We start from the raw sequence: 26,039 nt of genomic DNA, 5'->3' as shown, positions 1-26,039 counted from the left end.
CTGCCGCCGACCGGAACCCACCGGTCGACGGCAGGCTTTTCTCATTCCACAGCGATGAATTCCGGTCACCCATCACGTCTGCACAGATATCTATCAACTCCGGCCGGGAGGACCATCATGCAGAAGATCGTCACCAACCTCTGGTACGACACCCAGGCAGAAGAAGCCGCCGAGTTCTACTGTTCGCTGTTCGCCGACTCGAAGATCACCCACGTCCAGTACCACACCGAGGCGACCAACCGTCCGACGGATCTGGCGATCACCGTCGACTTCGAACTCAACGGACAGCAGTTCACCGCCATCAACGGTGGCGGCGACTACAACTACACCCATGCCATGTCGCTGCTGGTCAACTGCGAAAGCCAGGACGAGGTCGACCGGCTCTGGGAGGCACTGCTCGCCGACGGCGGCAAGGAGATCGAATGCGGCTGGCTCAACGACAAATACGGGGTGCCGTGGCAGATCTGGCCCGCCGAGGCCACCGAGCTGGTCACCGGCGACGATCGGGAAGCGGTGAACCGCGCCATGCAGGCCATGCTCGGGATGCGGAAGATCGTCCTGCAGCAGATGCGCGACGCCTACCACGGCAAGACGGACTGAGCTCGTACGGCCGGCGCCGGACCGATGCCACCGGCGCCGACCTGCGTCTTCCACCGATCACCTGACGCGCGTTCAGGGTCAGCAGGTACTGTCGGCTTGGAAAATTTCACACGCCAACGGGGGCTCGCACCAGCGGGCTGAGAGGACGGCTAGGGCCGTCGACCGTATGAACCTGACCGGGTAATGCCGGCGTAGGGAGGAAAAATCATGGCATCTGTTGCGTCCAAAGACGGCTCCGAGACAGTCGACACTGTCACCACCGGACCCATCGAAGGCAGCGTCAAGCACTATCACGAGGTCGACGGGCTCCGCGTCCCGGTGCGCCGGGTGAACCTGACCAACGGTGAGCACTTCGACGTCTACGACACCTCGGGTCCGTACACCGACGACTCGGCGGAGATCGACCTGGAGTCGGGTCTGCCGAAGCTCCGCGACACCTGGACCAAGCCTGAGGTCGACGGACCGCCGACCCAGCTCGCCTGGGCCAGGCAAGGCATCATCACCCCCGAGATGCGGTTCATCGCCGCCCGCGAGGGTGTGACGCCCGAGCTGGTACGCGACGAGGTCGCCCTCGGTCGCGCGGTGATCCCGGCCAACCACAAACACCCGGAGCTGGAGCCGACCATCATCGGCAAGAAGTTCCTGGTGAAGATCAATGCGAACATCGGCAACTCGGCCGTCTCGTCCTCCATCGCCGAGGAGGTGGAGAAGATGGTGTGGGCCACCCGCTGGGGCGCCGACACCATCATGGACCTGTCCACCGGCAAGAACATCCACGAGACCCGCGAGTGGATCCTGCGCAACTCCCCCGTGCCGGTCGGCACCGTGCCGATCTACCAGGCGTTGGAGAAGGTGAACGGCGATCCGACCAAGCTCACCTGGGAGATCTACCGCGACACCGTGATCGAGCAGTGCGAGCAGGGCGTGGACTACATGACCGTGCACGCGGGCGTGCTGCTGCGCTACGTGCCGCTGACCGCCAAGCGGGTCACCGGCATCGTCTCGCGCGGCGGATCCATCATGGCCGCATGGTGTTTGGCGCACCACCAGGAGTCGTTCCTGTACACCAACTTCGCCGAGCTGTGCGACATCCTGGCGAAGTACGACGTGACCTTCTCCCTCGGTGACGGCCTGCGCCCCGGCTCCATCGCCGACGCCAACGACGAGGCCCAGTTCGCGGAGCTGCGCACGCTCGGCGAGCTGACGAAGATCGCGAAATCCCATGGCGTGCAGGTGATGATCGAGGGCCCCGGGCACGTGCCGATGCACAAGATCGTGGAGAATGTGCGGCTGGAGGAGGAGCTGTGCGAGGAGGCGCCGTTCTACACCCTCGGCCCGCTCGCCACCGACATCGCGCCCGCCTACGACCACATCACCTCGGCGATCGGCGCCGCGATCATCGCGCAGGCGGGCACGGCGATGCTCTGCTACGTGACCCCGAAGGAACACCTCGGGCTGCCCAACCGCGACGACGTCAAGGTCGGCGTGATCACCTACAAGATCGCCGCACACGCCGCCGACCTGGCCAAGGGTCACCCCCATGCGCAGCAGCGCGACGACGAATTGTCCAAGGCGCGTTTCGAATTCCGCTGGCGCGATCAGTTCGCGCTGTCGCTGGATCCGGACACGGCCCGGGAATACCACGACGAGACCATGCCCGCCGAGCCCGCCAAGACCGCGCACTTCTGCTCCATGTGCGGTCCGAAATTCTGCTCGATGCGCATCTCGGCGGATGTCCGCGAGTACGCGGCGCGTAACCAGCTCACCGATGTCGAGGCGATCGAGGCCGGGATGGCGGCGAAGTCGGCGGAGTTCGTCGACAACGGTAACGCGGTCTACCTGCCCGTCGTTTCGTAGCTTCGTCGACGGGTTCGCCTGTCCGGCAACGCATCCGGTTCCCGCACATCGCTTCAGGTGTGCGGGAATCGGTCGTTTCCGTCCCTGCGCATGATCGCCAGCAGCGACTCGAGGTGATCGGCGGGGACGACTTCCATCCGGTCGCCGCTGCCGCGAATGGTCGCGGCGATGTCGACGGTGATCCGGTTGCGCCACCAGTAGATCGAGCGGCTGACCGGTCTCGACTCCGCCTCGCCCGCGACGAGCAGCTGGGCGAGCAGGCTCATTCCTGCGAAGACGGTGGGGCCGGTGATCGGGTGCACGAGCAGGTGGGTGTGCCTCGGGATGACGAGCAGTGCACCCCAGGGTCCGACGACCGGATAGTCGTCGAGCCAGCGCACGTGCGCCGTGACGAAATCCGAAGCACCGTAGAGCGTTTGGATATCAATGTCGTCCATACCGTCGATCTCGGCCGCCATCAGGTCGAGCCCGCCCTCCGCGCGGGTGTTGCGCTCGGCGATCTCGAACAGATCAGATTCCTTTGCGCCCCAACGCAATGCAGCCGTGTAAGTCACCGGCGTCATGATCTCACCGAAGTCGACCAGCACCCGCTGCAGCAGGCCGGGCGCGACCAACCGCCGCACATCATTGATCAACCCCTTCGTGCGCGCCGAGCAGAGCCGAGTCCGCAGCAGCGGCCGCACCGACTCCAGCCGCGCCATATCCAGATGCCCCGCGGTCAGATCCGCGATCTGCATCTCCAGCCGATCACCGACCAGCGCCGCCCACCGTTGCCGCGGCGCCCGAGCAACCCGCCGCGCCAGCCGCGTACTCGGCAGCACGATCCGAACCCCCGCCGCACCACTGAGCACGAACTCCCCGTCCGACTCCTCGCACCCGAACCCGTGCCGCAGCGCAACCTCACTGACCAGCAGTTTCCACAATCCCGAGGACGACTCCCGCATGACCCCTCGCTCTCGGTCGATACCACCTCCTTCCAGTGTATCGAACATACGTTCGAAGTGAGACGGTGTAGCAGATCCGCGGCCAGGTCAGCTGTGGCTGGGCCGATCCGAGACAGCAGAGTACGTACCTGCAGAGCTTCGGATTCTTAAGGCGGTGGCAGCGGAGCGCTCCGGGGGATAGTCCGGAGGCGGCGGCGTTCCAACAGATATCCCAGAGCGACCACGGCGATCATCGCGGGCACGATCGTGCGCAGATCGATCGGCATGCCGAACAGGTGCGGGACATCGGCAGCGAACTGTGCGTCACGGTGCGACGCACCCGGAAACAGGAACGCACAGGCCGCACCGGTCCACCAGACACCGGCGAACAACGCGCCCACCGCCAGTCGCTCCGGCCCATAGCCGGGGCGCCAGAGATAGATCAGTGCCAGTCCACCCAGGATAGTGGCCAGCGAGATCGTAATACCGTCATGGAATTTGGCATGTGCGGTGAAAGCGGGATTGAAAATGTGCGTCGAGTTGTAGTCGTCGACCCACTGCAGAACGGCGTTGCCGACAGCGGCTATAGACAGTAGCCACCGACCCATCACGGCCTTACCCCAACTTCGGAATCCGTGGTCTTCGGTGACCGACAGCCCGGCGATACGCCCATGAACCTATTCAATGGCAATCCATAACTTCCGCGTTCGCGCCACGCCGGAGCAGCGGTGTCACCCCGGTTCAACGCAAGTCGGAGCTCATTGCGCTTGACCCTGACGTTGCGTGAGGCTCGACGATGCATTCATGACCGACACGTTTTCCGCATTCGATATCAGCCCCGTTCCCGATCCCGCAGTCGACGCCGAACCTGCGGAGCTCTACCGCGGCATCTACGCGATGCCGATGTTCATCACGGCGCCGACGGCGGATCTCGCCGGGTCGGTGGATTTCTGGGTTCGGGGTCTCGGGTTCTTCGATCTGTTCACGGCGCCGGGGCAGGTTACGCACTTGCGCCGCTGGGCGTTTCAGGATGTGTTGCTCGTACCGGGTGAGCGGCCTGCCGATGCGTCGGCGCTCAGCGTGAGTTTCGCGTGTGTGCTGAGCCAGCTCGAGCAGATCGCGACCGCGTGTGAGCAGTTGCGGCCGGGCTGTACAACAGGGCCGCGGGAGATGCCGTGGAACTCGGTGGAGCTGGAGGTCGTCACGCCGGAGAACATCCGGGTGATCATGACGGCGGCCCGGCCCTATGAGCCGAACGGCGCGGCGGCCGAGTACCTGCGGGACATGGGCATCCCGGCGCCCGAGCAGTGACCGGCGTCGGGGCTGACACACTGGACGGTGTGACGAATCGTCCCTTCGCTGAGTCGGCGATAGGCGCCGGCCGCACGGTCGGTGCCGTCGCCGCGCTGGTAGGCGTCACCGTCCGGACGCTGCACCACTGGGATGCGATCGGGCTCGTCTGCCCTTCCGAGCGCAGCTACGCGGGCTACCGGCTCTACACCGCGGCGGACATCGCCCGCATCCATCGGGTACTGGTCTACCGCGAGCTCGGGGTACCGCTGAACGAGGTCGGTGCGTTGCTGGACGCACCGGCAACCGATGCGGCGGCGGCACTGCGCAAACAGCGCGACCAGGTTCGCGAGCGCGTCGCCCGGCTACAGCAGATGGGCGATGCCCTGGATCGCCTGATCGAAGCCAGGGAGTCCGGCATCCTGCTGCCCGCCGAGGAACAGGTGGCGATCTTCGGTCAGCACTGGCAACCCGCTTGGGCCGGCGAGGCGCGCGAGCAGTGGGGTGACACCGCCCAGTGGGCGCAGTTCGCCGAACGTGCCGCGGATCGGACCGCCGAACAGTGGCAACAGATCGCCGAGAGTGTCGAGGCGCTCAACGCGGACCTGGCCGCCGCGTATCGCGCCGGGACGGCGCCGGGCAGCGACTTGGCCAACACGCTGGCGGAGCGGCACCGAGCCTCGATCGGCCTCTACTTCGACTGCACTCATTCGATGCAGGTCTGCTTGGGCCGCAGGCACACTGCCGACCCGGGCTTCACCGCGTTCTACGACGCGATCGAGCCCGGCTTGACCGTGTGGCTGCGCGACATCATCGACGCCAATGCCCGCGCCTACGGCGTCGACCCCGAAACGGCGACCTGGGATTGATAACACTCCCCGATGCGAGTCCATGAACGGCAGCGGACACGACTGCGGCGAATCGCGAGAAGCGGTCTCCTATGAGGAGCACGCGCGGGGAACTAGTGGGAGCCGGTGACCCGAAATCCCTTGGGAACCAACCAGACGGCGACAACAGCGACGACGGCCACAATGGCGGCGGAGACGTAAGCAGTGGTGGTGAGCGCCGCGTCGAACGCGTGCCGGGCGGCGGCGAGGACCTGTTCGCGGGTCGCGGTGTCCAGCCGGCCCGCCACCTCCACCGCACCTCCGATGGATTCCTTTGCCGTATCGAGGTTTTCGCCATGCAACGGCAGGTCGACCATCTCCTCGGTGAAGACGCGCCCGTGGATGCTGCCGAGCAGTGCGACACCGAGCCCGATGCCCAGTTCGTAGTTGGTTTCGGAGACCGCACCGGCCTGCCCGGCGCGTTCGGGCGGCACCGCCGAGACCAGGACGGCGGCGGCCGCGGTGATCGCCAGGCCGTCACCGAGGCCGAAGGACGCGAGCACCAGTGCGACAACGGGATACGTGGTCGGCTCGGGACTGAGCGCGAGTCCGAGGAAGCCGAGCGCCAGCGCGCCGAGTCCGATGGCGAGCACGGCTCGAACGCCGATGTGCTGCATCAACCACGGGGTCGCCAGCGACGCGACCAGCAGCGTCAAGGCCGAGGGCAAGGTGCGTAGCCCCGCCTCGGACGGCGAGTAGCCGTGCACGTACTGCAACCACAGCGAGATCAGGAACAGCGCGGCGCCGATCGCGAGCATGGCCAGCAGCGTGGCGAGGGCGGCGGCCGAGAAGGCGCCGTTGCGGAACAGCCGCACGTCGAGCAGCGGATCGGCGGCGCGGAGCTGGCGGCGGGCGAACCAGGCGAGCAGCAGCACACCGAGCACCAGGATCACCCAGTCCACCGGGTCGGGTGTGCCCTTGGCGACATGCTTGATCCCCCAGGCCAATCCGACAATGCCCGCGATGGACAACACGGCGGCCAGCCAGTCCAGCGAGCCAGCTTGTGGCGCACGGTATTCCGGCAGCAGCCAGGCACCGACCAGCACCGTGAGCACGACCACCGGCACGTTCAACCAGAACGCCGACGCCCAGCCGAACTGCTCGACCACCACGCCGCCGACGAGCGGGCCGATGGTCGCGCCCGCACCGGCCACCGCGGCCCAGATGCCGATGGCGAGGGTGCGCTCGCGCGCGTCGGTGAAGATGTTCCGGATCAGCGACAGCGTCGACGGCATCACCATCGCGCCGCCGATGGCGAGGAGCACCCGTCCGGCTATCAACTGCCATGAGCTCTGCGACGTCGCCGCCACCACCGAGGCCACGCCGAAGAGCACGAAACCCGCAAGGAAGAGCAGCTTTCGACCGACCCGGTCGCCGACCGCGCCCGTGGTGATCAGCAGGCCGCCGAGCACCAGCCCGTAGACGTCGATGATCCACAGCTGCTCGAGCTGCCCCACCTGCAGATCGGCGATCAGCGAAGGCAGCGCTACGTTGAGAATGGTGGCATCCATCGCCACCAGCAGCAGGCTGGCGCACAGCACGGCGAGCATCACCCAGCGGGTGCCGCCCACCGTCGAAACCGCGGCATTCGTCTCCGGCACGCTCGCCGCCATCCTGCCTCCTCGCTCACCCACCGATCCAGCATTCACCGAGTCACAGCAAACACCAAGTAACCAGGCCGCCGGTGCTATCGGAGCGACTGGTCGATCAGCAGGCGAGCGGCCCGATCGGTGCGGTCCACGTCGCCGGTGATCACGCGATCTTGAAGGATGCCGCGCAAGCCCGAAACAAGCAGTGTCGCTACGAGTTCCGGATCGCCGACGGAGGGCAGGCCGCGCAGGCCCGCGGCGAGCGCCTCGATGAAGGTCGCGATGGCGGTCTCGGCGTACTCGGCATACGGGCTGTGCGCCGCACACGCGGCACCGAGAACCTGCAGCATCACCCGGACGCTGGTGCGGCCGTCGCCGGAGGTGTTGGCCTGCCAGAACTCCCACAGTTGCGTGCGCAGTTCGGCGGCGTCGGCAACCTGCGCGAAGAGCGCCGTGAGGTCCGGGCGCTGGGTGGCCAGCGCCTGGACCAGCAGCTCCTCCTTGGTGGTGAAGTAGTAGATCAGCATCCGCGAGCTGGTGCCGAGGGCGGCGGCGAGCGGGCGCAGCGACAGGTCGACGAGGCCGTGGTCGGCGATGTAGCGCACGACGGCGTCGAGTAGCTCGGCGCGTTTGGCGTGGTCGAGGGGGCGGGCCATGGGTTGACTGTAGCGACTGGTACAGGTATCCATGTCATCGTGACTGTAACAATCGCTTCAAAAACTCGGGAATCCGTGGTCGTCACCGGGTACGCGGCCACCACGTCGCTGGCCGAGGACATGGATACGACCTGGTCGGAGCTGCTGCTCGGGCGCAGCGGCATCGGCGTGCTCACCGCGGACTTCGTCGCCGAGTACGACCTGCCGGTGCGCATCGGCGGGCAGCTGAAGTCGCATCCGGGCGAACAACTGACGCGGATCGAACAGCGGCGGCTGTCCTATATCGAACAGCTGGCGCTGGTGCTCGGCCGCGCGGTCTGGCAGCGGGCCGGCACCCCGGAGGTGGACGGCGAACGGCTCGCCGTCGCCATCGGCACCGGGCTCGGCGGCGGGGACGCTTTGATCACCGCGGTAGACGCGATGCGAGCAGGCGGCTACCGGAAGGTGTCGCCGATGTCGGTGCCGATGGTGATGCCGAACGGGCCTGCGGCCACCGTCGGACTCGAAATCGGCGCCAAGGCAGGCATTTTCACACCGGTGTCGGCGTGCTCGTCCGGCTCCGAGGCGATCGCGCAGGCCTGGCGGCTGATCAGTACCGGCGAAGCCGATGTGGTGGTGACCGGCGGCGTGGAGGGTCACATCGATGCGGTGCCCATCGCGAGTTTCGCGATGATGCGGGCAATGAGCACCCGCAACGACGAACCCGAGCGGGCGTCGCGGCCGTTCGACCGGGACCGGGACGGCTTCGTCTTCGGCGAGGCGGGCGCGCTGCTGGTGCTCGAATCCGAGCGGCACGCACGGGCCCGCGGCGCCGAGATGCACGGCCGGGTGCTCGGCGCGGGCATCACCTCCGACGCTTATCACATCGTCGCCTCGGAACCGGCGGGCATCGGCGCGGCCCGGGCCATGCGCAAGGCGATACAGACTGCGGGGCTGCAGGTTTCGGATATCCAGCACATCAATGCCCACGCGACCTCCACCTCGATCGGTGATGCGTCGGAGGCCAACGCGATCGCCGCCGTCGCACCGGATGCGTCGGTTTACGCCCCCAAATCCGCACTGGGACATTCGATCGGCGCGGTGGGCGCGCTCGAATCCCTCGTCACCATGCTGACGCTGCGCGACCAAATCGTCCCGCCCACACTGAATCTCGACAATCGCGATCCGGCGATCGATCTGGACATCGTCCGCGGCGCAGCACGCAAGCAGCGCATCGACTACGCCCTGAACAACTCGTTCGGCTTCGGCGGCCACAACGTGGCGTTGGCGTTCGGCCGGGTCTGAGTTCGCGGTACTCGAACTGTCAGCGCCCGAGAATCGCGGTCGCGGTCAGGGACGCCGCTCCCACCGCCACGCGAACTCGCCGGCCTTGGGCGGGGGGCCGGGCAGATCACCGTCCACGGACAGGCCCGCCACCAGCATGGCGAGCACCCGGCGGCGCAGCTGCGCGGTGCGGTCCGGATCGGGCATGGCGATGGCGGCACACGATTCCAGGATCAGTCCGAGATCCTCGGCGGTGACGCCGGGTCGCAGTTTGCCGGTGGCCTGCGCGCGTCGCACGATCTCGTTGTTCGCCTCGGCGGAGTGCATCACGTCGGGCAGGAACGACTCGTCCGGCGTGAAGGTGCCGGCCAGGTGCACCGTCAGCGAGTGCACGTCGGCGTCGACGACCCGCTCCAGGAATTCGACCAGCGCCCGCCAGCCGTCCGTATCGGCCAGTGCCGCATCGGCTTCCACGTTGTAGCGGCGCAGGCCCTCGTGACAGAGCGTGCGCAACAGGACTTCTTTGCTCGGGTAGCGCCGATACAGCGCGCTGATCCCCACCCCGGCCCGCTCGGCGACGGCGGCGATCGGGGCATTGGCGTCGGCCAGAAACACCGACCGCGCGGCGTCCAGGATGAGCCCGTCGTTGCGAGCCGCCTGCGCTTTGCGGCCGGGTAGGGCCTTCTGAGCTGGAGCATCTGATGACTTCGGCATGATTTCAGCATAGCACTTGAACGGAATGATCCGTTCTGTTACGGTTTAAACAGAACGAAGCATTCCGTTTCAAAAGGAGTTCAGATGACCACCATCACCCCCTTCCGCATCGCCATCGACCAGGCCGAGCTGGACGAGCTGCAGGCCCGGCTGGCCCGCACCCGCTGGGCCGACCAGATCCCCGGCTCCGGCGACACCTACGGGGTGAGCGTCGATCGGGTCCGCCACCTGGTGGACTACTGGCGCGACGGGTTCGATTGGCGCAAGGTCGAGGAGACGCTGAACGCGTACCCGCAGTTCACCACCGAGATCGACGGCCAGAACATCCACTTCCTGCATGTGCGGTCCCAGCAGGACAGTGCCGAGGCGCTGCCGCTGATCCTGACCCACGGCTGGCCGGGGACGTTCGTCGAATTCCTCGATGTCATCGAGCCGTTGACCGCGGCCGGGCACGACCTGGTGATCCCCTCGGTGCCGGGGTACGGATTCTCCGGTCCGACAACGGAAGCCGGCTGGAACGACACCAGGATCGCGAAGGCCTGGGCCGAGTTGATGCGGCGGCTCGGGTACGACAAGTACGGCGCGGTCGGCAACGACGGCGGCGCGCAGATCTCCCCCGAACTCGGCCGCGTCGATCCGGAACACGTTGTCGCCGTGCAGGTTTCCCAGGTCTACTCGTTCCCGACCGGCGATCCGGCCGAAATGGCCGACCTCACCGAGGACGAGGCGCAGTCCTTGGCGACGCTGGACTGGTTCGTCAAGAACAAGATGGGGTTCAACATCCTGCAGTCGCAGCAACCGCAGACCTTGGCGCACGCACTGATGGATTCGCCGGCCGGACTCGTCGGCTGGAACAGCCAACTGCTCGGACCCGACCTCGACGACGACTTCGTGCTGACCAACATCGCGATCCACTGGCTCACCGGCACAGCGGGTTCCGCGATTCGGCACTACTTCGAGAAGTCCAAGGCAGACCAGCCGACCGGACCGACGTCGGTCCCGCTGGCACTGTCGGGATCCAACGGCGACTTCCACGGCATCCGCCGCTTCGCCGAGCGCGACCACAGCAACATCGTCGCGTGGCGGACCCACGATGTGTACACGCACTACCTGCACCACGTCGCGCCCGAGCTGATGTCCACCGAGATCACCGAGTTCTTCGCGCAGTACCGCTGAGCGTCGCATCCACAGCCCACACCCGGCCGGGTGTGGGCTGTTTGCGTCCCCAAGCCATCCAACTGGGCAAACAAAAACTTGTCGCCAGGTATTGAAACGGAATGATCCGTTCTGTTAGAGTTGAAACAGAACGAAACATTCCGTTTCATGAGGAGAACGCCATGAGCACCATCAAGCCTTTCCAGATCGACGTCCCGCAGAGCAAGCTCGACGATCTGGCGGACCGGCTGCGCCGCGCCATCTGGCCGAGTGAACTGCCGGGTGTCGGCGACTCCTACGGCGTGCCCGGCGATCGGGTGCGCGCCCTCGCGCAGTACTGGCTGGAGAGTTTCGACTGGCGGGCGCTGGAGGCGAAGCTGAACTCCTACCCGCAGTTCACCACCGAGATCGACGGCGAGAACATCTACTTCCTGCACATCCGGTCCGCCCGCGCGGACGCGCTGCCGGTCGTCCTCACCCACGGCTGGCCCGGCTCCGTGCTCGAGTTCCTCGACATCATCGAGTCGTTGACCGCGCCGGAATCCGCCGACGACCCCGCCTTTCACGTGGTGATTCCGGCGTTGCCGGGCATGGGTTTCTCCGGCCCCACCCACAGCACCGGCTGGACCATGCGGCGCGTGGCAAAGGCCTGGATCGAGCTGATGGACCGACTCGGCTACCAGCGTTTCGGCGCGATCGGCAATGACGGCGGCTCGATGGTCTCACCGGAGATCGGTCGCCTGGTGCCGGGCCGGGTGGTGGGCGTCCATGTGACGCAGCTGTTTTCGTTCCCGTCCGGCGACCCGGCCGAGTTCGTCGATCTCTCGGCGGAAGACCTGGCGGCACTGGAGCACCTGAAGTGGTTCCAGGACAACAAGATGGCCTTCAATATCCTGTGCAGCCAGCAGCCGCAGACGCTGGCCTACGCGCTCTCCGATTCGCCGATCGGGCTGTTGGGTTGGAACGCACAGCTTTTCGGCGAGAGCCTGGACCCCGAGTTCGTCATCGGCAATGTCGCCCTCTACTGGCTCACCGGCACCGCGTCGTCGTCGGTCCGGTTCTACTACGAAGAGGCGCACAGCACCGACCGTCCCACCGGGCCGACCACGACCCCGACCGCGGTCGCCATGTTCAAAGGTGATTTCCAGTCGATCCGCCGCTTCGCCGAGCGCGACCACAGCAACATCGTCAGCTGGAACTCCTACGACTCCGGCTCGGTGATCGGCGGTCCGAACGATGCCGCAGGCCACTTCGCCGCGCACGAGGCGCCGGAGCTCCTCGTCGGCGATATCCGGCAGTTCTTCGCCGAGATCGGCTGAGTGCCGCCGCACGGCCCGCACCCCCACCGGGTGCGGGCCGTCGCATGCGTCAACCGTTCGAGACTGTCTCTTATGCCATCGAGACTCACGGCCATGGTTCGTCTCGCTCTGCGCTGTTGTACTTAGTTCACCACCAGCTCAACGGCTTTCACCAAGGAGAGAAACACCATGAAAATCGCGGTCTTCGGAGCCACCAGCACGGTCGGTCGCCTGGTCGTCGCGCAAGCCATCGAGGAGGGTCACGAGGTGACCGCCTTCACCCGCAGCGCGGCAGGGATCGAACAGCGGCACGAGCGGCTGCACATCGTGGAAGGTGATGTGCTGGATACGCATTCGGTCGAGCGCGCGGTCGCCGGTCAGGACGCGGTGCTCGTCTCGCTCGGCGCGGGCCGCAAGGGCGTGATCCGGGCCGAGGGCACCCGCGCGGTACTCGAGGCCATGAATCGGACCGGGGTGAAGCGGTTGATCGTGCAGACCACCTTGGGCGTGGGCGAGAGCCGGGCGAACCTGAACTTCGTGTGGAAGTACCTGATGTTCGGGATGCTGCTGCGCCAGGCCTACGCCGACCACGTGCAGCAGGAGGCCTACGTCCGCGCCAGCGACCTGGACTGGACGATCGTGCGGCCCAGCGCCTTCACCGATGGGCCGCGCACCCGTGGCTTCCGGCGCGGCTTCCCCGCGGACGAGCGCGGGCTCGCGCTGAAGATCTCCCGCGCCGACATCGCCGACTTCATGCTCGAGCAGCTGACCGACACCACCTACCTGCGGCAGACCCCGGGCATCTCGCATTGAGTGGCCGGCCATGCCACGACGCGCCGCGGCCCACGCTCCGAACCCCGGTGCGTGGGTCGCCACTGCCCGAAAATACGTTGAGCCAACAACTCTCGTCCTAAGCGTGCTCGTGCAGTTCACCCCAGGCCGGGAACGGATCCGGGTAGCCGGCCCACTCGGCCGACCCGGCGGCGAACTCCGCATCGGTGAGCAGTGCATTGGCGAGCAGGGCCCGCACCTTGTCCCGATCGAGCTTGATCCCGATGAAGACGATCTCCTGTCCGGCAGGCACTTCCAGCGCCGACCACCACGCGGCGGGCTCGAAGACGAGATTCGGCCCGGCCTGGGACCAGACGGCCGCCAAGGTGGCGCGGCTGGCGATCCAGCAGAAACCCTTGCTACGCAACAGCCCACGCAGTTCACCGAGCGCCTCGGACAGCCGCAGCGGATGGAACGGCCGGTCGGCGGTGTAGGTGAGGCTGCGGATGCCGTACTCCTCGGTCTCCGGCGTGTGCCCGCCCGCCAGCTCCTCGTCCCAGCCCTCGGCCTCCGCCGCGACGACCGGGTTGTACCGGCCGGTGCCGAGCACCTCGCTCAACTCGACCACACCGTTGGTCGTGCGCAACACATGGGCGCGCGGATTGAGTTTGCGCACAGTCGCTTCCACCGCACCCGCAGCCGCGGCGCCGACCAGATCGGTCTTGTTCACCAGCAGCACATCGGCGAATTCCACCTGATCCACCAGCAAGTCGGCGATGGTGCGGGCATCGCCCTCGCCCGCCTGTAGATTCCGCTCGGCCAGCGCCTGCCCGCGGGCCACCTCGGCGAGGAAGGTGGACGCGTCGACGACCGTCACCATGGTGTCCAGCCGCGCGATATCGCCGAGCTTGAACCCGTCCTCGAACTCCCAGTCGAAGGTGGCGGCCACCGGCATCGGCTCGGAGATGCCGGTCGACTCGATCACCAGCTGGTCGAACCGCCCCTCCCGCGCGAGCCTGCCCACCGCCTCGATCAGGTCCTCGCGCAGCGTGCAGCAGATGCAGCCGTTGGTCAGCTCGACGAGCTTCTCCTCGGTGCGATCGAGGTGCCCCTGGCCGGCCACCAGCGCGGCGTCGATGTTGACCTCGCTCATGTCGTTGACGATGACCGCCACCCGGCGGCCCTCCCGGTTGGCGAGGATGTGATTGAGCAGTGTCGTCTTGCCCGCGCCGAGGAAGCCGGACAGCACGGTGACGGGGAGCAGGTCGGCGGGAGGTGAGGTGGTCATGGCTTAATGATAATGGTTTTCATTTGCTGCCAGCAGGCCGGGTCGCCGGTTGCGCGTGGCAACTGGGCCCGACGGTCGTAGGGTTTGTCTGGTGAAGCTGTTGCCATTGACCCCCGACGGGCAGACCCCCGTCCGGGTGCTCACCATTGCCGGAACCGACTCCGGTGGCGGCGCCGGAATCCAGGCCGATTCGCGCACCATGGCCCTGTGCGGGGTGCACGCCTGCGTGGCTGTCGCGGCGGTGACGGTGCAGAACTCGGTGGGGGTCAGCGACTTCCACGAGATCCCGCCGCACATCGTGGCGGGCCAGGTCCGCACCGTGGCCACCGATATCGGGGTCGGCGCGGCCAAGACCGGCATGCTCGCCTCGACCGCCATCATCGAGGCCGTCGCGGCGGTCTGCCGGGAGGTGGGCATCGGCCGGGACGGGCAGATCCCGCTGGTGGTCGATCCGGTCGCCGCCTCCATGCACGGCGACCCGCTGCTGCACGAGGAGGCCCTGGACGCCGTCCGGCACACGCTGATTCCGCTGGCGACGGTGGTGACGCCGAACCTCGATGAGGTCAGGCTGATCACCGGCATCGAGGTCACCGACGACGCGTCCGCCCGCTCGGCCGCCGAGGCACTGCACAAACTGGGTGCGCAGTGGGCGATCGTGAAGGGCGGGCACCTGCGCGCCTCGGAGTACAGCACCGACCTGCTCTTCGACGGCGCACAGTTCCTGGAGTTCACCGCGCCGCGGATCGGCACCGGCAACGACCACGGCGGCGGCGACACCCTGGCCGCGGCGATCGCGTGCGCGCTGGCCAACGGGTATCCGGTGCCCGAGGCGGTGGAGTTCGCCAAGGAGTGGACCTATCGGTGCCTCGCCGCGTCGTACGACCTCGGCGCGGGGCACGGTCCGGTGTCGCCGCTATGGCGGTTGCACCACGACTGACATCGGGGGCGACCCCCGGAAATTGGGGGGTGATCCACCGCCCCAGCAGCCCCTTAAGGGGGCGGTTCTTGTCGGTGGGTGCTGAGACAATAGAGGTGTCGCAAACGCGGTTGGCCTCGATGAAGCGGTCGAACCAGAACAACGTCGTTCGGGTGGATGCGACCAAAGTTCCAGCGCCGGCCCCGGCGATGCCGCGGTCGGCGAGGCAAGGCGCTATTCGCCGGAAAAGGCAAGGTGCAGTGGCAGATCAGTGTCGATGACGATGCCGTTGAGCCGAGCATTGGCCTCGGTGAGCGCGGCGATGGTCTCGGCAAGGTAGGCAACGAACTTCTCGATCGGCATCGGCTGCGTCTTCAACCGGTTCGCGCCGAGCCACCAGTCGGTGGCCGAACCGACCGCGCCGAAAATCGAGTAGATGACGAGCTCGACACTGTCCACCTCGACCGCGGTGTCGGCGACCAATTCGGCGAACAGATCAGCGGCCCGTTTAGCGGACTGCCGCGCCGATTGCAGCGCGCGTTCGGAGTCGTCGGACTGCTGCGCGAAATGACTGTGCAGCATGAACCGGAAAACGTTGGGGTGCTGCGACACCACCAGCGCGTACTCCGCGGCGCCGCGGCGCACCAGCTCGCGCGCCGAATCGTTGGTCAGATCCACGCTCGACATCAGCTGCTCCCACAGCATGTCGCGGACCCGGTCGACGATGGCGTTGTACAGGTCGGTCTTGTCCTCGAAGTGCCGGTACAGCTTGGGTTTCGCCGCGCCGGCCTCCTTGGCGATATCGCCCATGCTGACTTCCGGGCCGAACTTGTCCAGCGCGCGGAACGCCGCGTCGACGAACTCCTCGCGCACCTTCAGCCGGTGCTCCCGCCAGCGCTCCGTGCGTGCGTCGACGCGCTTGCGTGGCACCTCGTCTAATTTTCGCCCGCTGCGCATCACAATTCCGGATGCTACCTGCTACCAGCGGTACCGATGACCGGGTCGCGCCGTTGACATCGGCTGAGGCGTGGGACACACTCGGAAAACTACCCAGAACCGGTGGTATCAGGTTCCGAACGCAGAGAGCCGGTGGGGACGATGACGTCCGCGATCCACACCCGAGTCCTCATTGTCGGCAGCGGTTTTTCCGGCCTCGGCATGGGCATCGCCCTCGACAAGGCGGGTATCCACGATTACCTCATCGTGGAGCAGGCCGCGGAGATCGGCGGCACCTGGCGCGACAACACCTATCCCGGCTGTGCCTGCGATGTGCCGACCCATTTGTATTCGTATTCCTTTGAGCCACGCACGACTTGGCGGCGGCTGTTCTCTGGGCAGCAGGAGATCTTCGACTATCTGAAGGACGTCGCCGACAAATACCGGCTGCGGCCGCACATCCGTTTCCGGCAGCACATGGCCCACGGGTATTGGGACGAAGCCGAGCGACGCTGGCACGCGTTCAGCGCGGACGGTCAGGAATATGTCGCGCAGTTCCTCGTGTCCGCGGTGGGTGCCCTGCATATTCCGAGCATTCCGGAGTTTCGCGGCAGCGCCGACTTCACCGGTGCCGCGTTCCACTCCGCGCAGTGGGATCACGGGGTCGACCTGGCAGGCAAGCGGGTCGCGGTGATCGGAACGGGCGCCAGCGCGGTGCAATTCGTGCCGGAGATCATCGGCGAGGTGGCGGCGTTGACGGTGTTCCAGCGCACCGCGCCGTGGGTGATGCCGCGCGCGGATGTGGAGTTCTCCGAACGTTTCCGGCGGGCGCTAGGCAGGGTGCCCGGCCTGCGATTGGCGCTGCGCAACGGAATCTATTGGGGCGCCGAGGCCGGCGGGTACGCGATGAACTGGCGGCCCGCGCTGCTGAAGGTGCTCGAGCAGGTCGGCAGGCGCCACATCGAGCGTCAGATCGCAGATCCGGTGCTGCGGGCCCAGGTGACGCCGGACTATCGGGCGGGCTGTAAGCGGCTGCTCGGCTCGGACACCTACTATCCGGCGCTCGCCGATCCCAAGACCGAGCTGGCCACCGCACGCATCGACCATTTCACCGAGGACGGCATCGTCACCGCCGACGGTGTCGAGCGCCAGGCCGATGTGATCATCTACGGCACCGGTTTTCACGTCCTGAATTCGTATAAGAATCTGCCGATGGTCGGTCTGCGCGGGGTGGACCTGACCGAGCGCTGGGACCGGGAGGGCGTGCAGGCGCACCGCGGGATCACGGTCGCCGACATGCCGAACGCCTTCTTCCTGGTCGGGCCGAACACCGGCCTAGGCCACAACTCGATGATCTTCATGATCGAGGCACAGATCCACTATGTGCTGCAGGCGATTCGGCGGGTACGCGAGCAGGGCGCGGTCGCGTTGGTGCCGCGGCGGGCGGCGCAGGACCGATTCAATGCTCGGCTGCAGCAAGGGCTTTCGCGTTCGGTGTGGAACACCGGCGGCTGCCAGAGCTGGTATCTGGACGAGCACGGGAACAATCGGACGCTGTGGTCCGGGCTCACCTGGCAGTACTGGCTGCAGACCAGGCGGCTCGACCCGGCGGAGTACGAGTTCATCGGTCCCGCACCGAGTTCCCCGACGCGGCGCACGGTCGTCCTGGAAGACATTCCGATCCAAACCTTTCCAACGCCCCACCGCAACGGTCGGTCGACCCGCCCGCCCCGCAACCCCGAGGACGTTCAATGAAGAACTTCACAGACAAAGTCGCCGTGATCACCGGCGCGGGCTCCGGCATCGGCCGGGCGCTGGCACTGGCACTCGCCCGGCGCGGGGCTCGGCTGGCGCTGTCGGACATCAACACCGAATCAGTGGCCGACACCGCGGGGCGTTGCGAAAAGCTCGGTGCGACAGCGGTTCCCTACGAGCTCGACGTCGCGCACCGGGCTGCGGTGTACGCGCACGCGGCGGCCGTGCGCGGCGAATTCGGACAAGTGAACCTGGTCATCAACAACGCGGGCGTGGCCCTCGGCGCCGATGTCGAGGACATGACGTGGGACGACTTCGACTGGCTGATGAACATCAACTTCTGGGGTGTCGCGCACGGCACCAAGGCCTTCCTGCCCGACCTCATCGGCTCCGGCGACGGACACATCGTCAATGTGTCCTCGGTGTTCGGGCTGGTCGGCGTGCCGACCCAAAGCGCCTACAACGCAGCCAAATTCGCGGTACGCGGTTTCACCGAGGCGCTGCGGCAGGAGATGCGGATCGCCGGGCATCCGGTCGGTGTCACCTGCGTGCATCCGGGCGGCGTGAAGACGAATATCGCGGTGAGCGCCCGCGGCATCCCCGACGACGTGGACGTGGAGACGATCCGCCGCGGCTTCGACGCGCTCACCCTGACCAGCCCGGACTCCGCCGCGAAAACCATCCTGCACGGCGTTACCAAGAACAAGGCCCGCGTGCTGATCGGCGCCGATGCCCGCGCCATCGACCTGATCCCCCGCCTGCTCGGCCCGGCCTACGAAGACCTCGGCGTCCCGCTGTACCGGGCGGGCAGGCGGACGGCGGCACGGTTCGGTATCGCCTTGTAGGACAGAGCGATCAGCGACGCCGGGCCGTGCTGGAGCGAGGTGGCACCGGCGGCGGCGGAATCAGCAGGCCCGCGCTGGTGCGTGAGCCCGCCTGCTTGAGTCGTTCGTGCACCGGCGTGAGTTCGAAGCTGTGCACGCCGTCGAGGGTCGCCATCTTGGTGGTCACATAGTGATACAGATCGTCGGAGGTGTCCGCGGTCAGCACGGCGAAGATGTTGAACGGCCCGGTAACCGCCGCGGCATAGGCGGTTTCGTCGTGCTCGGCGATGGCGCGGCCGACCGCAGCCAGTTGCGCCGGGGCCACCCGCAGCCAGAGGAAGGCTGAGAGGCTGGAACCCAGTGCGGCAGGGGCGATGTCGAGATCGAAGTAGAGAATGCCTGCGGCCTGTAGGGCCGCGATACGGCGAGCCACCCGGCCGATGCTCATGCCGGTGGCACGTGCCAGCACGGAGTAGCTCGCGCGCCCGTCGCGGGCCAGCAGCTCGAGCAGTGCGTCGTCCTCGTCCCGGAGCTGTAGGTCGGCCTCGGTGTAATCTGTTGCGGCCGTGGCGTCCTCGCCCTCGATGCGCTTCGCCTGCCTGCCGCGCCAGTCGACCGCACCCGGTCCGACGAAGCGGTGCAGGATCATCGCCGCGGCGATGTCGTGCACCGGCGCCGTGCGCTGTAGTCGCTGCACCAGCAGGTCGTCGCGATCCTGCTGGGTGCGCGGGTGCAGCGAGAAGTTGACCTCGGCGCCGGCCGCCGCGATGGCGACCCACGCCGCGTCGTCGCGGCGGGCCAGCGCCTCACCGACCTGCCGCGCGCCGTCCGGACGGCAGTGCACCCGGATGATCCAGTCGTTCTCGCCGAGCGCACGGGAGTCGACCGCGCCGATCACCCGGACCACGCCGTCGCGGCGTAGCCGCCGGTATCGGCGGGCGACGGTCTGCTCGGCGACGCCCAGTTCGGCGGCGACCCGGTTGAACGAGACCCGGGGATCGAGCTGTAGCGCCTGCACGATCTGCGTATCGACGCCGTCCAAGATGGAGTTTTTGCCTATTTCAGCGGCGCTCATAGGGAGGAAATGTACGCCGAGTCGGCATCGTGGCGTCCGTTCGACCCGATTCTCCGGATACTCGACGCCGTCTCCACACTCCCCGATTTCGAGAGAGGACAACGGCTTTGCGCAAATGGCTGCCGCTGCTGACGGTGTGTCTGGGCACCTTCATGCTGTTGGTCGACGTCACCATCGTGAACGTCGCACTGCCCGACATGCGGAACGATTTGAACGCGTCGTTCAGCTCACTGCAATGGGTCGTCGACGGCTACGCCCTCGCCATGGCAGCGCTCATGCTCGGGGCGGGCTCGATCGCCGACCTGGCCGGGCATCGCCGCACCTACCTGGCCGGATTGCTGCTGTTCGCGGCGTCCTCGCTGGTCTGCGGCCTCGCACCGAACCCGACCGTGCTCATCCTCGCCAGGGTGGTGCAGGGGATCGGCGCGACGACCATGGCGTGCACCACCTTCGCCCTGCTGAACAACTCGTACACCGAACGGGACCGGGGCACCGCGTATGGGGTCTGGGGCGCTGTCGCGGGCGCGTCCAGCGCCGTCGGGCCGATCATCGGCGGCGTCCTCACCGATCTCGCGTCCTGGCGCTGGATCTTCTTCGTCAACCTGCCGGTCAGCGCGGTGGCGGTGGCGCTGTGCCTGTGGGTACTCGCCGACGGGGAGCGGGCGCGGCGCGGCCGGATCGACGTCGCGGGCATGGCGGCGTTCACCGTCAGCGCGGCGACCGCTACCTACGCGCTGATCCGGGCCAACGAGCACGGTTGGTCGAATTCGCTGACCTGGTGGTTGCTGCTGGCCGCGGCGGTCTCGCTGGTGGTGTTCCTGCTCGTCGAACGGGCTTCGGCCCACCCGATGCTCGACCTGGCGCTGCTGCGTGACCGTTCGTTCGTAGGAGTACTCGTCGCCGCGGGTGCGCTGTTCTTCGCCGCCTTCAGCGCGCTGATGTACACCCAGATCTGGCTGCAGTCGGTGCTCGGACTGAGCGCGATCCAGGCGGGCGCGGTGGGACTTCCGTTGTCCGTCATGGCTTTTCTGGTATCCGGCGGCTTCGGCCGGTATCTGCACGGCGAGCACCGCGGCCGGATCATCGCGGGTGGTCTCTTCGCCACCGGCCTCGGCGGCGTGGCGGGCGCACTGCTGGTGCACGGCGAGGCGGGTTGGGCGGCACTGGTTCCCGGGTTCCTGGTCATCGGGCTCGGGGTCGGACTGGCCACCGCGACGTTGAGTTCGGCCGCGATGGCGGCGGTTCCATGGCAGCGGGCCGGAATGGCAACGGGCGCGGTCAATACCGCGCAGCAGCTGAGCTTCACCCTCGGGATCGCCACGCTGGGCAGTGTTTTCACGGCCCGAGCGGCGGATGTGCTCGCCGAGCGGGCGGTGCCGGACGCGCAGGCCTCGGCGCGCGCTGTGGGCGGCGGCCAAGCCGCGGTATTGGTGCAGCAGGTGCCTGGCGAGGCGCAGTCCGCGCTGGCGGCGACGGTGCGGGCCGCCGCGGCGGCGGGTGTCCAGGGCACGCTCGCGGTCAGTGGTGTCGTCGGCTTGATCGGCGGCGCACTCGTGTTGCTGCTGATGCGGCGCGGCGCGGCGGCGCGGGAAGTGACCGAAGAGGCGGTACAGCTGCCCGCCTGACGGGCACCCGGCCTGCTGTTCCGGGCCGGGTCACGGAACTGTCGCTGAGCGAGGACCGAGCGCCTCGCTCAGCGGCGGTCAGCGCTTCTTCGGATCGATGATGCTCTGCTCGGGCGCGGACTTGGTCTTCTTGTCCGCTCGCTTCTCTTTCAGCGACTTCCCGGATTTCTTCGACATCGAGCTGCGCGGAGACTTGTCGGACAAACGTGGTCCTTTGCTCGGAGGACCTGAACGGTCCCGGTCCCCCCGACCGTACGCTACGCCCGCCCACGCCGGGACCGATCCGCGCTGGTCGCCACGCCCCCCAGGAACCTCACAGCTGGGGCCCAGCTCCGTGACAACGTGGCGGCCGAAGGTAGTCCCTATGACCGAGACTGTGACCGTCGCGGCGGCGGAATTAGCCGAGACATCGGGTGCGCCCGTGCTGGACGTGGTGATACCCGTCTACAACGAAGAGACCGACCTCGGCATCTGTGTGCGCAGGCTGCATGCGTATCTGCGCGAAGGGTTCCCCTTCCCGGCGCGGATCACGGTGGCCGACAATGCCAGCACCGACGCCACCCTGCAGGTCGCCGAGCTGCTCGCCGAGGAACTCGACGGCGTGCGGGTGCTGCACCTGGATGCCAAGGGGCGTGGACGGGCGCTGCGCGCGGCCTGGGAACATTCCGATGCGCAAGTGGTCGCCTATATGGATGTGGACCTGTCCACCGATCTGAACGCGCTGCTGCCCCTGGTGGCGCCGCTGATCACCGGGCATTCGGACCTGGCGATCGGTACCCGGCTCAGCGCGTCCTCGCGGGTGGTGCGCGGGCCGAAGCGCGAGATCATCTCGCGCTGCTACAACCTTTTACTGAAAGCCTCACTCCAGGCGCACTTTTCGGACGCTCAGTGCGGGTTCAAGGCGATGCGCAGCGAGGTGGCGCGGCAGTTGCTGCCGCTGGTGCGCGACGGGGAGTGGTTCTTCGACACCGAGCTGCTCGTGCTCGCCGAGCGGGCCGGGTTGCGCATCCACGAGGTGCCGGTGGACTGGATCGACGATCCGGACAGCCGGGTCGACATCGTCGACACCGCGCGCAAGGACCTGCTCGGTATCGGGCGGTTGACGCGGGCGCTGGCCACCGGGGCGTTGCCGCTGGAGGAACTGCGCCGTGCGGTGGGGCGCGAACCGCTGGTGCCGGGGGTGCCGCTCGGGATGGTCGGCCAGCTGGTTCGTTTCGCGATCGTCGGCGTGCTGAGCACGCTGGCCTATCTGTTGCTCTATGTGGTGCTGCAATCGTTCACCGATGCGCAGGTGGCCAACTTCCTGGCGCTGTTGATCACGGCGGTCGCCAATACGGCGGCCAACCGGGCGTTCACCTTCGGGGTGCGCGGGGCGACGGGTGCGGTGTCGCATCAGTTCCAAGGTTTGGTGATCTTCGGGATCGGACTGGCGCTGACCAGCGGATCACTGTTCACCCTGCACCATTGGGCGCCGGACGCGCCGGTGCATCTGGAATTGTTCGTGCTGGTACTCGCCAATCTGGTGGCCACGATCCTGCGATTCGTCGGCTTGCGGTGGGTGTTCCGGAATACGCCGAACCCGGCGCGGAAGGCGCTCGCAACGGCCGGCTCCGACGCTGGTTCGGACGCAGGCGACGAGGAAGGTGTTCGATGACCGCGACACTCGCGCCGCCCACCGCGGCTCCGGCACAGCCCGCGCCCGAGCGTAGGACCCGTTGGGAATACCCGGCATTGGCGGTCCTGCTGATCGGCACGACTGTCGCGTACCTGTGGAATCTGAGCGTGAACGGCTGGTCGAATTCGTTCTATTCCGCTGCGGTGCAAGCCGGTTCGGTGTCGTGGAAGGCATTCTTCTTCGGGTCGTCGGATGCGGCGAACTCGATCACCGTGGACAAGCCACCCGCCGCGCTGTGGCTGATGGAGCTCTCGGTGCGGGCGTTCGGGTTGAACAGCTGGAGCATTCTGGTGCCGGAGGTGCTGCTCGGTGTCGCGAGCGTGGCGCTGCTGTGGGCGACGGTGCGCAGGCCGTTCGGGCCCGCCGCCGGGCTGCTCGCCGGACTGGTGCTCGCGGTGACTCCCGTTGCGGTGCTGATGTTTCGCTTCAACAATCCGGACGCGCTGCTGGTCTTCCTGATGGTTGCCGCGGCGTGGGCGATCACCCGGGCGGTCGAGGACGGGCGCTGGCGCTGGCTGGTGCTGACCGGGGTGTTCGTCGGGTTCGGCTTTCTCACCAAGCAGCTGCAGGTGCTGCTGGTTGTTCCGCCGCTGGCTCTGACCTATCTACTCGCGGGGCCGCCCAAGCTGGGCAAACGCATCGTGCAGCTATTGGCCGCGGGTGTCGCCATGGTGGTCGCGGCCGGTTGGTGGTTGCTCGCCGTGGAACTGTGGCCTGCCTCGTCGCGGCCGTGGATCGGTGGGTCGCAGAACAACTCGATTCTCGAGCTCACACTCGGCTACAACGGGCTCGGCCGGCTCAGCGGCAACGAGAGCGGCAGTGTCGGACCCGGTGGTGAGCTGCCGCCCGGCGGCAACGGCATGTGGGGTAGCACCGGCATCACCCGCATGTTCGAGGCAGCGCAGGGTGGCCAGATCGCCTGGCTGATCCCCGCCGCGCTGGTGGCCGTGGTTGCCGGAATGCTGTTGCGCGGCAAGGCTCCCCGAACCGATCTACAGCGGGCCTCGCTGATCCTTTGGGGCGGTTGGCTGTTGGTGACCGGCTTGACCTTCAGCTTCATGGCGGGGATCTTCCACCAGTACTACACGGTGGCGCTTGCTCCGGCCGTCGGTGCACTCGTCGGCGCGGGAGCGGTGCTGCTGTGGCGTGCGCGGCACCGACTGTGGGTTCGGGCGATGCTCGCGCTCGCCGTCGGGCTCACCACCGCGACCGCGTGGATGTTGTTGTCCCGCAGTGTGCATTGGGTGCCGTGGTTGCGGTGGACCGTGCTCGTTGTCGGTGTACTCGCGACAATCGCCGCGCTCGTGCCCGCCCGGCGCAAACTCGCCGTCATCTCCGCGCTGACCATCGCGTTCACCGGGCTGGCCGGGCCGACCGCGTATGCCATCGACACCATTGCCACGCCGCACGAGGGTTCCATCCCGTCGGCGGGTCCGAATGTGGGCGCGTTCGGCATGTTCGGCAGGCCACCGTGGGCCGAGGGGATGGACGGTCCCGGTGCGCCTCCGCCCGGCGGCGCACCGAACGGCCACGCACCCGGCAGGCACCCTGGGAACGGGCCGGGTCAGGGCCCTATGCCGACCGGTGGTCCCGGCCGGGAAATCATCACCGCGGGTGGTCTACTCGGCGCCGGCAAACCGAGCGAAAAAGTGGTGTCCCTGCTCGAACACAACGGCACCACCTACACCTGGGCCGCCGCGGCCATCGGCTCGAACAGCGCTGCGGGCTACCAACTCGCCACCGAACTCCCGGTAATGCCCATCGGCGGCTTCAACGGCAGCGACCCCTCCCCCACCCTCGATCAATTCAAAGAATATGTAGCCCAAGGAAAGGTCCACTACTTCATCGGCAGCAACCGCGGTGGACACTACGGAGGGATCGGCCCCGCCCCCTCCGGCACCAGTTCCCAGATCTCCCAATGGGTTCAGGAGAACTTCACCGCCACCGAAGTAGACGGAGTCACGCTCTACGACCTCACCACCCGCTGAATCGACCCGAGACCGCGGATCACGGCCCGGCACGTGTCGTGAAAGCCCCGTAGCGGCAGCGAGTTTCGCTGTCGCTACGGACGGTGCTACTACGCGGCCGGGTAGGTGGCTTCGAGCCATTCGGCGTAGGTGGGACCGGCGAGGACGGCGTGCGGACTGGGGAGCAGCGTGCCGTCTTCGAAGGCTTCGCGGTCCGGGTTCTGCGGGTCGCCGACTTCGATGATGTGGGCCGGACCGCCGCGGCGGGCGGCGAAGAGGGTGGCGGCGCCTGCCATGGTTTCGGGTTGCGGGCCCGCGATTTCGGGGAACGGAGCCGCGGTGGCGGTCGGGTCGACGGCGAGATCGACGAGCGCCTCGGCGACGGTGCGGGCGGCCACCAGCTGCGTGCGCATGGCGGCGATATGCGCTGTGTCGCCCTGGGTGCCCCACTGGGTCATCACCTCGACCAGTTCGTGGAACTGGGCGGCGCGCAGGATACGCACGGGCAGCGGGCCTTCCAGCAGCTTCTGCTCGTGGACCAGCTTGGCGGCGTTGTAACCCGCGGTGGCGTTGTCGATGCCGATGATGGAGACCGCGACCAAGCGCTCGACGCCGGCCTGCTGACCTGCCTCATGCAGATTGCGGGCGGCCGCGGTGAAGAATTCGGTGGCGATGTCCTTGTCCGCGGAGGGGGTGCTGGCGGCGTCGATGACGACCTGCACACCGTCGAGCGCCTCGACCAGACCCGCGCCGGTCTCGAGGTCCACGCCGTTCTTCCGCGAGAACGCGACGACCTCGTGCCCCCGCTCGGTCAGCACATCCACCACATGCTTGCCCAGCCGTCCGGTCGCCCCGGCCACCGCGATCTTCTTGGTCGTCGTCATGCTTCCCGCTCCTCTGTGTCATTGCGTTGTTCCGCGTTCACAGAGAGGACGACGCAGCGTCAGCGAGTGTGACATCCCGTAAAAGCCCAGG

Annotated in this window: 24 protein-coding genes and 1 riboswitch; of the genes, 14 read left to right on the top strand and 10 right to left on the bottom strand. The window is 67.3% G+C overall.

The features are described from left to right. Nucleotides 1-117 precede the first annotated feature (117 nt). Together NN4_RS29110 and thiC are read left to right on the top strand one after the other, a co-directional pair. A complete protein-coding gene (locus NN4_RS29110) occupies nucleotides 118-600 on the top strand; it encodes a VOC family protein (RefSeq protein ID WP_147138245.1) in 483 nt (160 codons plus the stop codon). A gap of 106 nt (nucleotides 601-706) precedes the next feature. After that, nucleotides 707-815, top strand: a riboswitch (TPP riboswitch). Then, nucleotides 808-2,457, top strand: coding sequence for a phosphomethylpyrimidine synthase ThiC (gene thiC / locus NN4_RS29105; protein WP_147138241.1), 1,650 nt, complete (start codon nucleotides 808-810; stop codon nucleotides 2,455-2,457). Its footprint overlaps the riboswitch before it by 8 nt. 53 nt (nucleotides 2,458-2,510) lie before the next feature. Here the strand turns inward: thiC and NN4_RS29100 are convergent, their stop codons facing one another. Both NN4_RS29100 and NN4_RS29095 read right to left on the bottom strand, forming a co-directional pair. Continuing rightward, nucleotides 2,511-3,401, bottom strand: a complete 891-nt coding sequence (locus tag NN4_RS29100) for a hypothetical protein (RefSeq protein WP_147138238.1) — start codon at nucleotides 3,399-3,401, stop codon at nucleotides 2,511-2,513. Between the two features lie 146 nt (nucleotides 3,402-3,547). Beyond that, nucleotides 3,548-3,988 (bottom strand): DUF6640 family protein, encoded by a 441-nt coding sequence (locus NN4_RS29095; RefSeq protein ID WP_147138235.1) that lies wholly within the window; start codon nucleotides 3,986-3,988, stop codon nucleotides 3,548-3,550. Nucleotides 3,989-4,184: 196 nt separating this feature from the next. Here NN4_RS29095 and NN4_RS29090 point away from each other — a divergent pair, with 196 nt between their 5' ends. Together NN4_RS29090 and NN4_RS29085 are read left to right on the top strand one after the other, a co-directional pair. Next, complete coding sequence (locus tag NN4_RS29090; RefSeq protein WP_147138232.1) at nucleotides 4,185-4,691, top strand: VOC family protein; 507 nt, start codon at nucleotides 4,185-4,187, stop codon at nucleotides 4,689-4,691. A gap of 29 nt (nucleotides 4,692-4,720) precedes the next feature. After that, nucleotides 4,721-5,539, top strand: coding sequence for a MerR family transcriptional regulator (locus NN4_RS29085; RefSeq protein WP_246181145.1), 819 nt, complete (start codon nucleotides 4,721-4,723; stop codon nucleotides 5,537-5,539). Between the two features lie 92 nt (nucleotides 5,540-5,631). Here NN4_RS29085 and NN4_RS29080 read toward each other — a convergent pair whose 3' ends face one another. Next, complete coding sequence (locus tag NN4_RS29080) at nucleotides 5,632-7,170, bottom strand: MFS transporter (RefSeq protein WP_222595193.1); 1,539 nt, start codon at nucleotides 7,168-7,170, stop codon at nucleotides 5,632-5,634. Nucleotides 7,171-7,244: 74 nt separating this feature from the next. Further along, nucleotides 7,245-7,802 (bottom strand): TetR/AcrR family transcriptional regulator, encoded by a 558-nt coding sequence (locus NN4_RS29075; protein ID WP_147138226.1) that lies wholly within the window; start codon nucleotides 7,800-7,802, stop codon nucleotides 7,245-7,247. A gap of 39 nt (nucleotides 7,803-7,841) precedes the next feature. Between NN4_RS29075 and NN4_RS29070 the strand changes: the two genes are divergently transcribed. Continuing rightward, on the top strand, nucleotides 7,842-9,086 hold the full coding sequence (locus NN4_RS29070) for a KasA/KasB family beta-ketoacyl-ACP synthase (protein WP_147138223.1): 1,245 nt from the start codon (nucleotides 7,842-7,844) through the stop codon (nucleotides 9,084-9,086). A gap of 45 nt (nucleotides 9,087-9,131) precedes the next feature. On the opposite strand, the gene NN4_RS29065 is transcribed toward NN4_RS29070, so the two are convergent. Next, nucleotides 9,132-9,779: a TetR/AcrR family transcriptional regulator gene (locus NN4_RS29065; RefSeq protein WP_147138220.1), complete on the bottom strand. Its 648-nt coding sequence runs from the start codon at nucleotides 9,777-9,779 to the stop codon at nucleotides 9,132-9,134. Between the two features lie 84 nt (nucleotides 9,780-9,863). Between NN4_RS29065 and NN4_RS29060 the strand changes: the two genes are divergently transcribed. From NN4_RS29060 to NN4_RS29050, 3 genes are all read left to right on the top strand, one after another. After that, nucleotides 9,864-10,955 carry an epoxide hydrolase family protein gene (locus tag NN4_RS29060; protein WP_147138216.1) on the top strand — a complete coding sequence of 364 codons (1,092 nt, stop codon included), beginning with the start codon at nucleotides 9,864-9,866 and terminating at the stop codon, nucleotides 10,953-10,955. A gap of 161 nt (nucleotides 10,956-11,116) precedes the next feature. Further along, nucleotides 11,117-12,253, top strand: a complete 1,137-nt coding sequence (locus tag NN4_RS29055) for an epoxide hydrolase family protein (protein ID WP_147138213.1) — start codon at nucleotides 11,117-11,119, stop codon at nucleotides 12,251-12,253. A gap of 168 nt (nucleotides 12,254-12,421) precedes the next feature. Further along, nucleotides 12,422-13,045 (top strand): NAD(P)-dependent oxidoreductase, encoded by a 624-nt coding sequence (locus NN4_RS29050; RefSeq protein WP_147138210.1) that lies wholly within the window; start codon nucleotides 12,422-12,424, stop codon nucleotides 13,043-13,045. Between the two features lie 97 nt (nucleotides 13,046-13,142). On the opposite strand, the gene NN4_RS29045 is transcribed toward NN4_RS29050, so the two are convergent. Further along, nucleotides 13,143-14,291 carry a GTP-binding protein gene (locus NN4_RS29045; protein ID WP_147138207.1) on the bottom strand — a complete coding sequence of 383 codons (1,149 nt, stop codon included), beginning with the start codon at nucleotides 14,289-14,291 and terminating at the stop codon, nucleotides 13,143-13,145. 91 nt (nucleotides 14,292-14,382) lie between these two features. Between NN4_RS29045 and thiD the strand changes: the two genes are divergently transcribed. After that, nucleotides 14,383-15,228, top strand: coding sequence for a bifunctional hydroxymethylpyrimidine kinase/phosphomethylpyrimidine kinase (gene thiD, locus NN4_RS29040; protein WP_107659736.1), 846 nt, complete (start codon nucleotides 14,383-14,385; stop codon nucleotides 15,226-15,228). A gap of 213 nt (nucleotides 15,229-15,441) precedes the next feature. Here the strand turns inward: thiD and NN4_RS29035 are convergent, their stop codons facing one another. Further along, nucleotides 15,442-16,137: a TetR/AcrR family transcriptional regulator gene (locus NN4_RS29035; RefSeq protein WP_246181144.1), complete on the bottom strand. Its 696-nt coding sequence runs from the start codon at nucleotides 16,135-16,137 to the stop codon at nucleotides 15,442-15,444. A 168-nt stretch (nucleotides 16,138-16,305) separates the two neighbouring features. On the opposite strand from NN4_RS29035, the gene NN4_RS29030 reads away from it, so the two are divergent. Both NN4_RS29030 and NN4_RS29025 read left to right on the top strand, forming a co-directional pair. Then, the gene (locus NN4_RS29030; RefSeq protein WP_147138204.1) at nucleotides 16,306-17,898 is read left to right on the top strand and encodes a flavin-containing monooxygenase; all 1,593 of its coding nucleotides are present in this window, start codon (nucleotides 16,306-16,308) and stop codon (nucleotides 17,896-17,898) included. After that, nucleotides 17,895-18,743, top strand: a complete 849-nt coding sequence (locus NN4_RS29025; protein WP_147138200.1) for an SDR family NAD(P)-dependent oxidoreductase — start codon at nucleotides 17,895-17,897, stop codon at nucleotides 18,741-18,743. Before NN4_RS29030 ends, NN4_RS29025 begins: the two co-directional genes overlap by 4 nt. A 10-nt stretch (nucleotides 18,744-18,753) precedes the next feature. Here the strand turns inward: NN4_RS29025 and NN4_RS29020 are convergent, their stop codons facing one another. After that, on the bottom strand, nucleotides 18,754-19,797 hold the full coding sequence (locus NN4_RS29020) for an Lrp/AsnC family transcriptional regulator (RefSeq protein WP_147138197.1): 1,044 nt from the start codon (nucleotides 19,795-19,797) through the stop codon (nucleotides 18,754-18,756). 107 nt (nucleotides 19,798-19,904) lie between these two features. Between NN4_RS29020 and NN4_RS29015 the strand changes: the two genes are divergently transcribed. Next, the gene (locus NN4_RS29015; RefSeq protein WP_147138194.1) at nucleotides 19,905-21,422 is read left to right on the top strand and encodes an MFS transporter; all 1,518 of its coding nucleotides are present in this window, start codon (nucleotides 19,905-19,907) and stop codon (nucleotides 21,420-21,422) included. 78 nt (nucleotides 21,423-21,500) lie between these two features. Here NN4_RS29015 and NN4_RS46665 read toward each other — a convergent pair whose 3' ends face one another. Beyond that, entirely contained in the window at nucleotides 21,501-21,626 is a 126-nt protein-coding gene (locus NN4_RS46665) for a hypothetical protein (protein WP_255508388.1), read from the bottom strand. 160 nt (nucleotides 21,627-21,786) lie between these two features. Between NN4_RS46665 and NN4_RS29010 the strand changes: the two genes are divergently transcribed. Together NN4_RS29010 and NN4_RS29005 are read left to right on the top strand one after the other, a co-directional pair. After that, the gene (locus tag NN4_RS29010) at nucleotides 21,787-23,076 is read left to right on the top strand and encodes a bifunctional glycosyltransferase family 2/GtrA family protein (protein WP_246181143.1); all 1,290 of its coding nucleotides are present in this window, start codon (nucleotides 21,787-21,789) and stop codon (nucleotides 23,074-23,076) included. After that, on the top strand, nucleotides 23,073-25,085 hold the full coding sequence (locus NN4_RS29005) for a glycosyltransferase family 39 protein (protein WP_147138191.1): 2,013 nt from the start codon (nucleotides 23,073-23,075) through the stop codon (nucleotides 25,083-25,085). The genes NN4_RS29010 and NN4_RS29005 overlap by 4 nt, the downstream gene beginning before the upstream one ends. 89 nt (nucleotides 25,086-25,174) lie before the next feature. On the opposite strand, the gene NN4_RS29000 is transcribed toward NN4_RS29005, so the two are convergent. Further along, nucleotides 25,175-25,948, bottom strand: a complete 774-nt coding sequence (locus tag NN4_RS29000; RefSeq protein ID WP_147138188.1) for an SDR family oxidoreductase — start codon at nucleotides 25,946-25,948, stop codon at nucleotides 25,175-25,177. Between the last annotated feature and the right edge of the window lie 91 nt (nucleotides 25,949-26,039).

Source organism: Nocardia ninae NBRC 108245, assembly GCF_007990755.1.
GTDB classification, from domain to species: Bacteria; Actinomycetota; Actinomycetes; order Mycobacteriales; family Mycobacteriaceae; genus Nocardia; species Nocardia ninae.
The sequence above is the reverse complement of the archived record's forward strand: the minus strand, read 5'-3'. Positions and strand labels throughout refer to the sequence as shown.

What these genes read in the sequence shown, in the direction of transcription:
- NN4_RS29110 (WP_147138245.1), top strand. Translation starts at nt 118, where the DNA reads ATGCAGAAGATCGTCACCAACCTCTGGTACGACACCCAGGCAGAAGAA.
- thiC (WP_147138241.1), top strand. Translation starts at nt 808, where the DNA reads ATGGCATCTGTTGCGTCCAAAGACGGCTCCGAGACAGTCGACACTGTC.
- NN4_RS29100 (WP_147138238.1), bottom strand. Translation starts at nt 3,401, where the DNA reads ATGCGGGAGTCGTCCTCGGGATTGTGGAAACTGCTGGTCAGTGAGGTT.
- NN4_RS29095 (WP_147138235.1), bottom strand. Translation starts at nt 3,988, where the DNA reads ATGGGTCGGTGGCTACTGTCTATAGCCGCTGTCGGCAACGCCGTTCTG.
- NN4_RS29090 (WP_147138232.1), top strand. Translation starts at nt 4,185, where the DNA reads ATGACCGACACGTTTTCCGCATTCGATATCAGCCCCGTTCCCGATCCC.
- NN4_RS29080 (WP_222595193.1), bottom strand. Translation starts at nt 7,170, where the DNA reads ATGGCGGCGAGCGTGCCGGAGACGAATGCCGCGGTTTCGACGGTGGGC.
- NN4_RS29075 (WP_147138226.1), bottom strand. Translation starts at nt 7,802, where the DNA reads ATGGCCCGCCCCCTCGACCACGCCAAACGCGCCGAGCTACTCGACGCC.
- NN4_RS29065 (WP_147138220.1), bottom strand. Translation starts at nt 9,779, where the DNA reads ATGCCGAAGTCATCAGATGCTCCAGCTCAGAAGGCCCTACCCGGCCGC.
- NN4_RS29060 (WP_147138216.1), top strand. Translation starts at nt 9,864, where the DNA reads ATGACCACCATCACCCCCTTCCGCATCGCCATCGACCAGGCCGAGCTG.
- NN4_RS29055 (WP_147138213.1), top strand. Translation starts at nt 11,117, where the DNA reads ATGAGCACCATCAAGCCTTTCCAGATCGACGTCCCGCAGAGCAAGCTC.
- NN4_RS29050 (WP_147138210.1), top strand. Translation starts at nt 12,422, where the DNA reads ATGAAAATCGCGGTCTTCGGAGCCACCAGCACGGTCGGTCGCCTGGTC.
- NN4_RS29045 (WP_147138207.1), bottom strand. Translation starts at nt 14,291, where the DNA reads ATGACCACCTCACCTCCCGCCGACCTGCTCCCCGTCACCGTGCTGTCC.
- NN4_RS29030 (WP_147138204.1), top strand. Translation starts at nt 16,306, where the DNA reads ATGACGTCCGCGATCCACACCCGAGTCCTCATTGTCGGCAGCGGTTTT.
- NN4_RS29025 (WP_147138200.1), top strand. Translation starts at nt 17,895, where the DNA reads ATGAAGAACTTCACAGACAAAGTCGCCGTGATCACCGGCGCGGGCTCC.
- NN4_RS29020 (WP_147138197.1), bottom strand. Translation starts at nt 19,797, where the DNA reads ATGAGCGCCGCTGAAATAGGCAAAAACTCCATCTTGGACGGCGTCGAT.
- NN4_RS29010 (WP_246181143.1), top strand. Translation starts at nt 21,787, where the DNA reads ATGACCGAGACTGTGACCGTCGCGGCGGCGGAATTAGCCGAGACATCG.
- NN4_RS29005 (WP_147138191.1), top strand. Translation starts at nt 23,073, where the DNA reads ATGACCGCGACACTCGCGCCGCCCACCGCGGCTCCGGCACAGCCCGCG.
- NN4_RS29000 (WP_147138188.1), bottom strand. Translation starts at nt 25,948, where the DNA reads ATGACGACGACCAAGAAGATCGCGGTGGCCGGGGCGACCGGACGGCTG.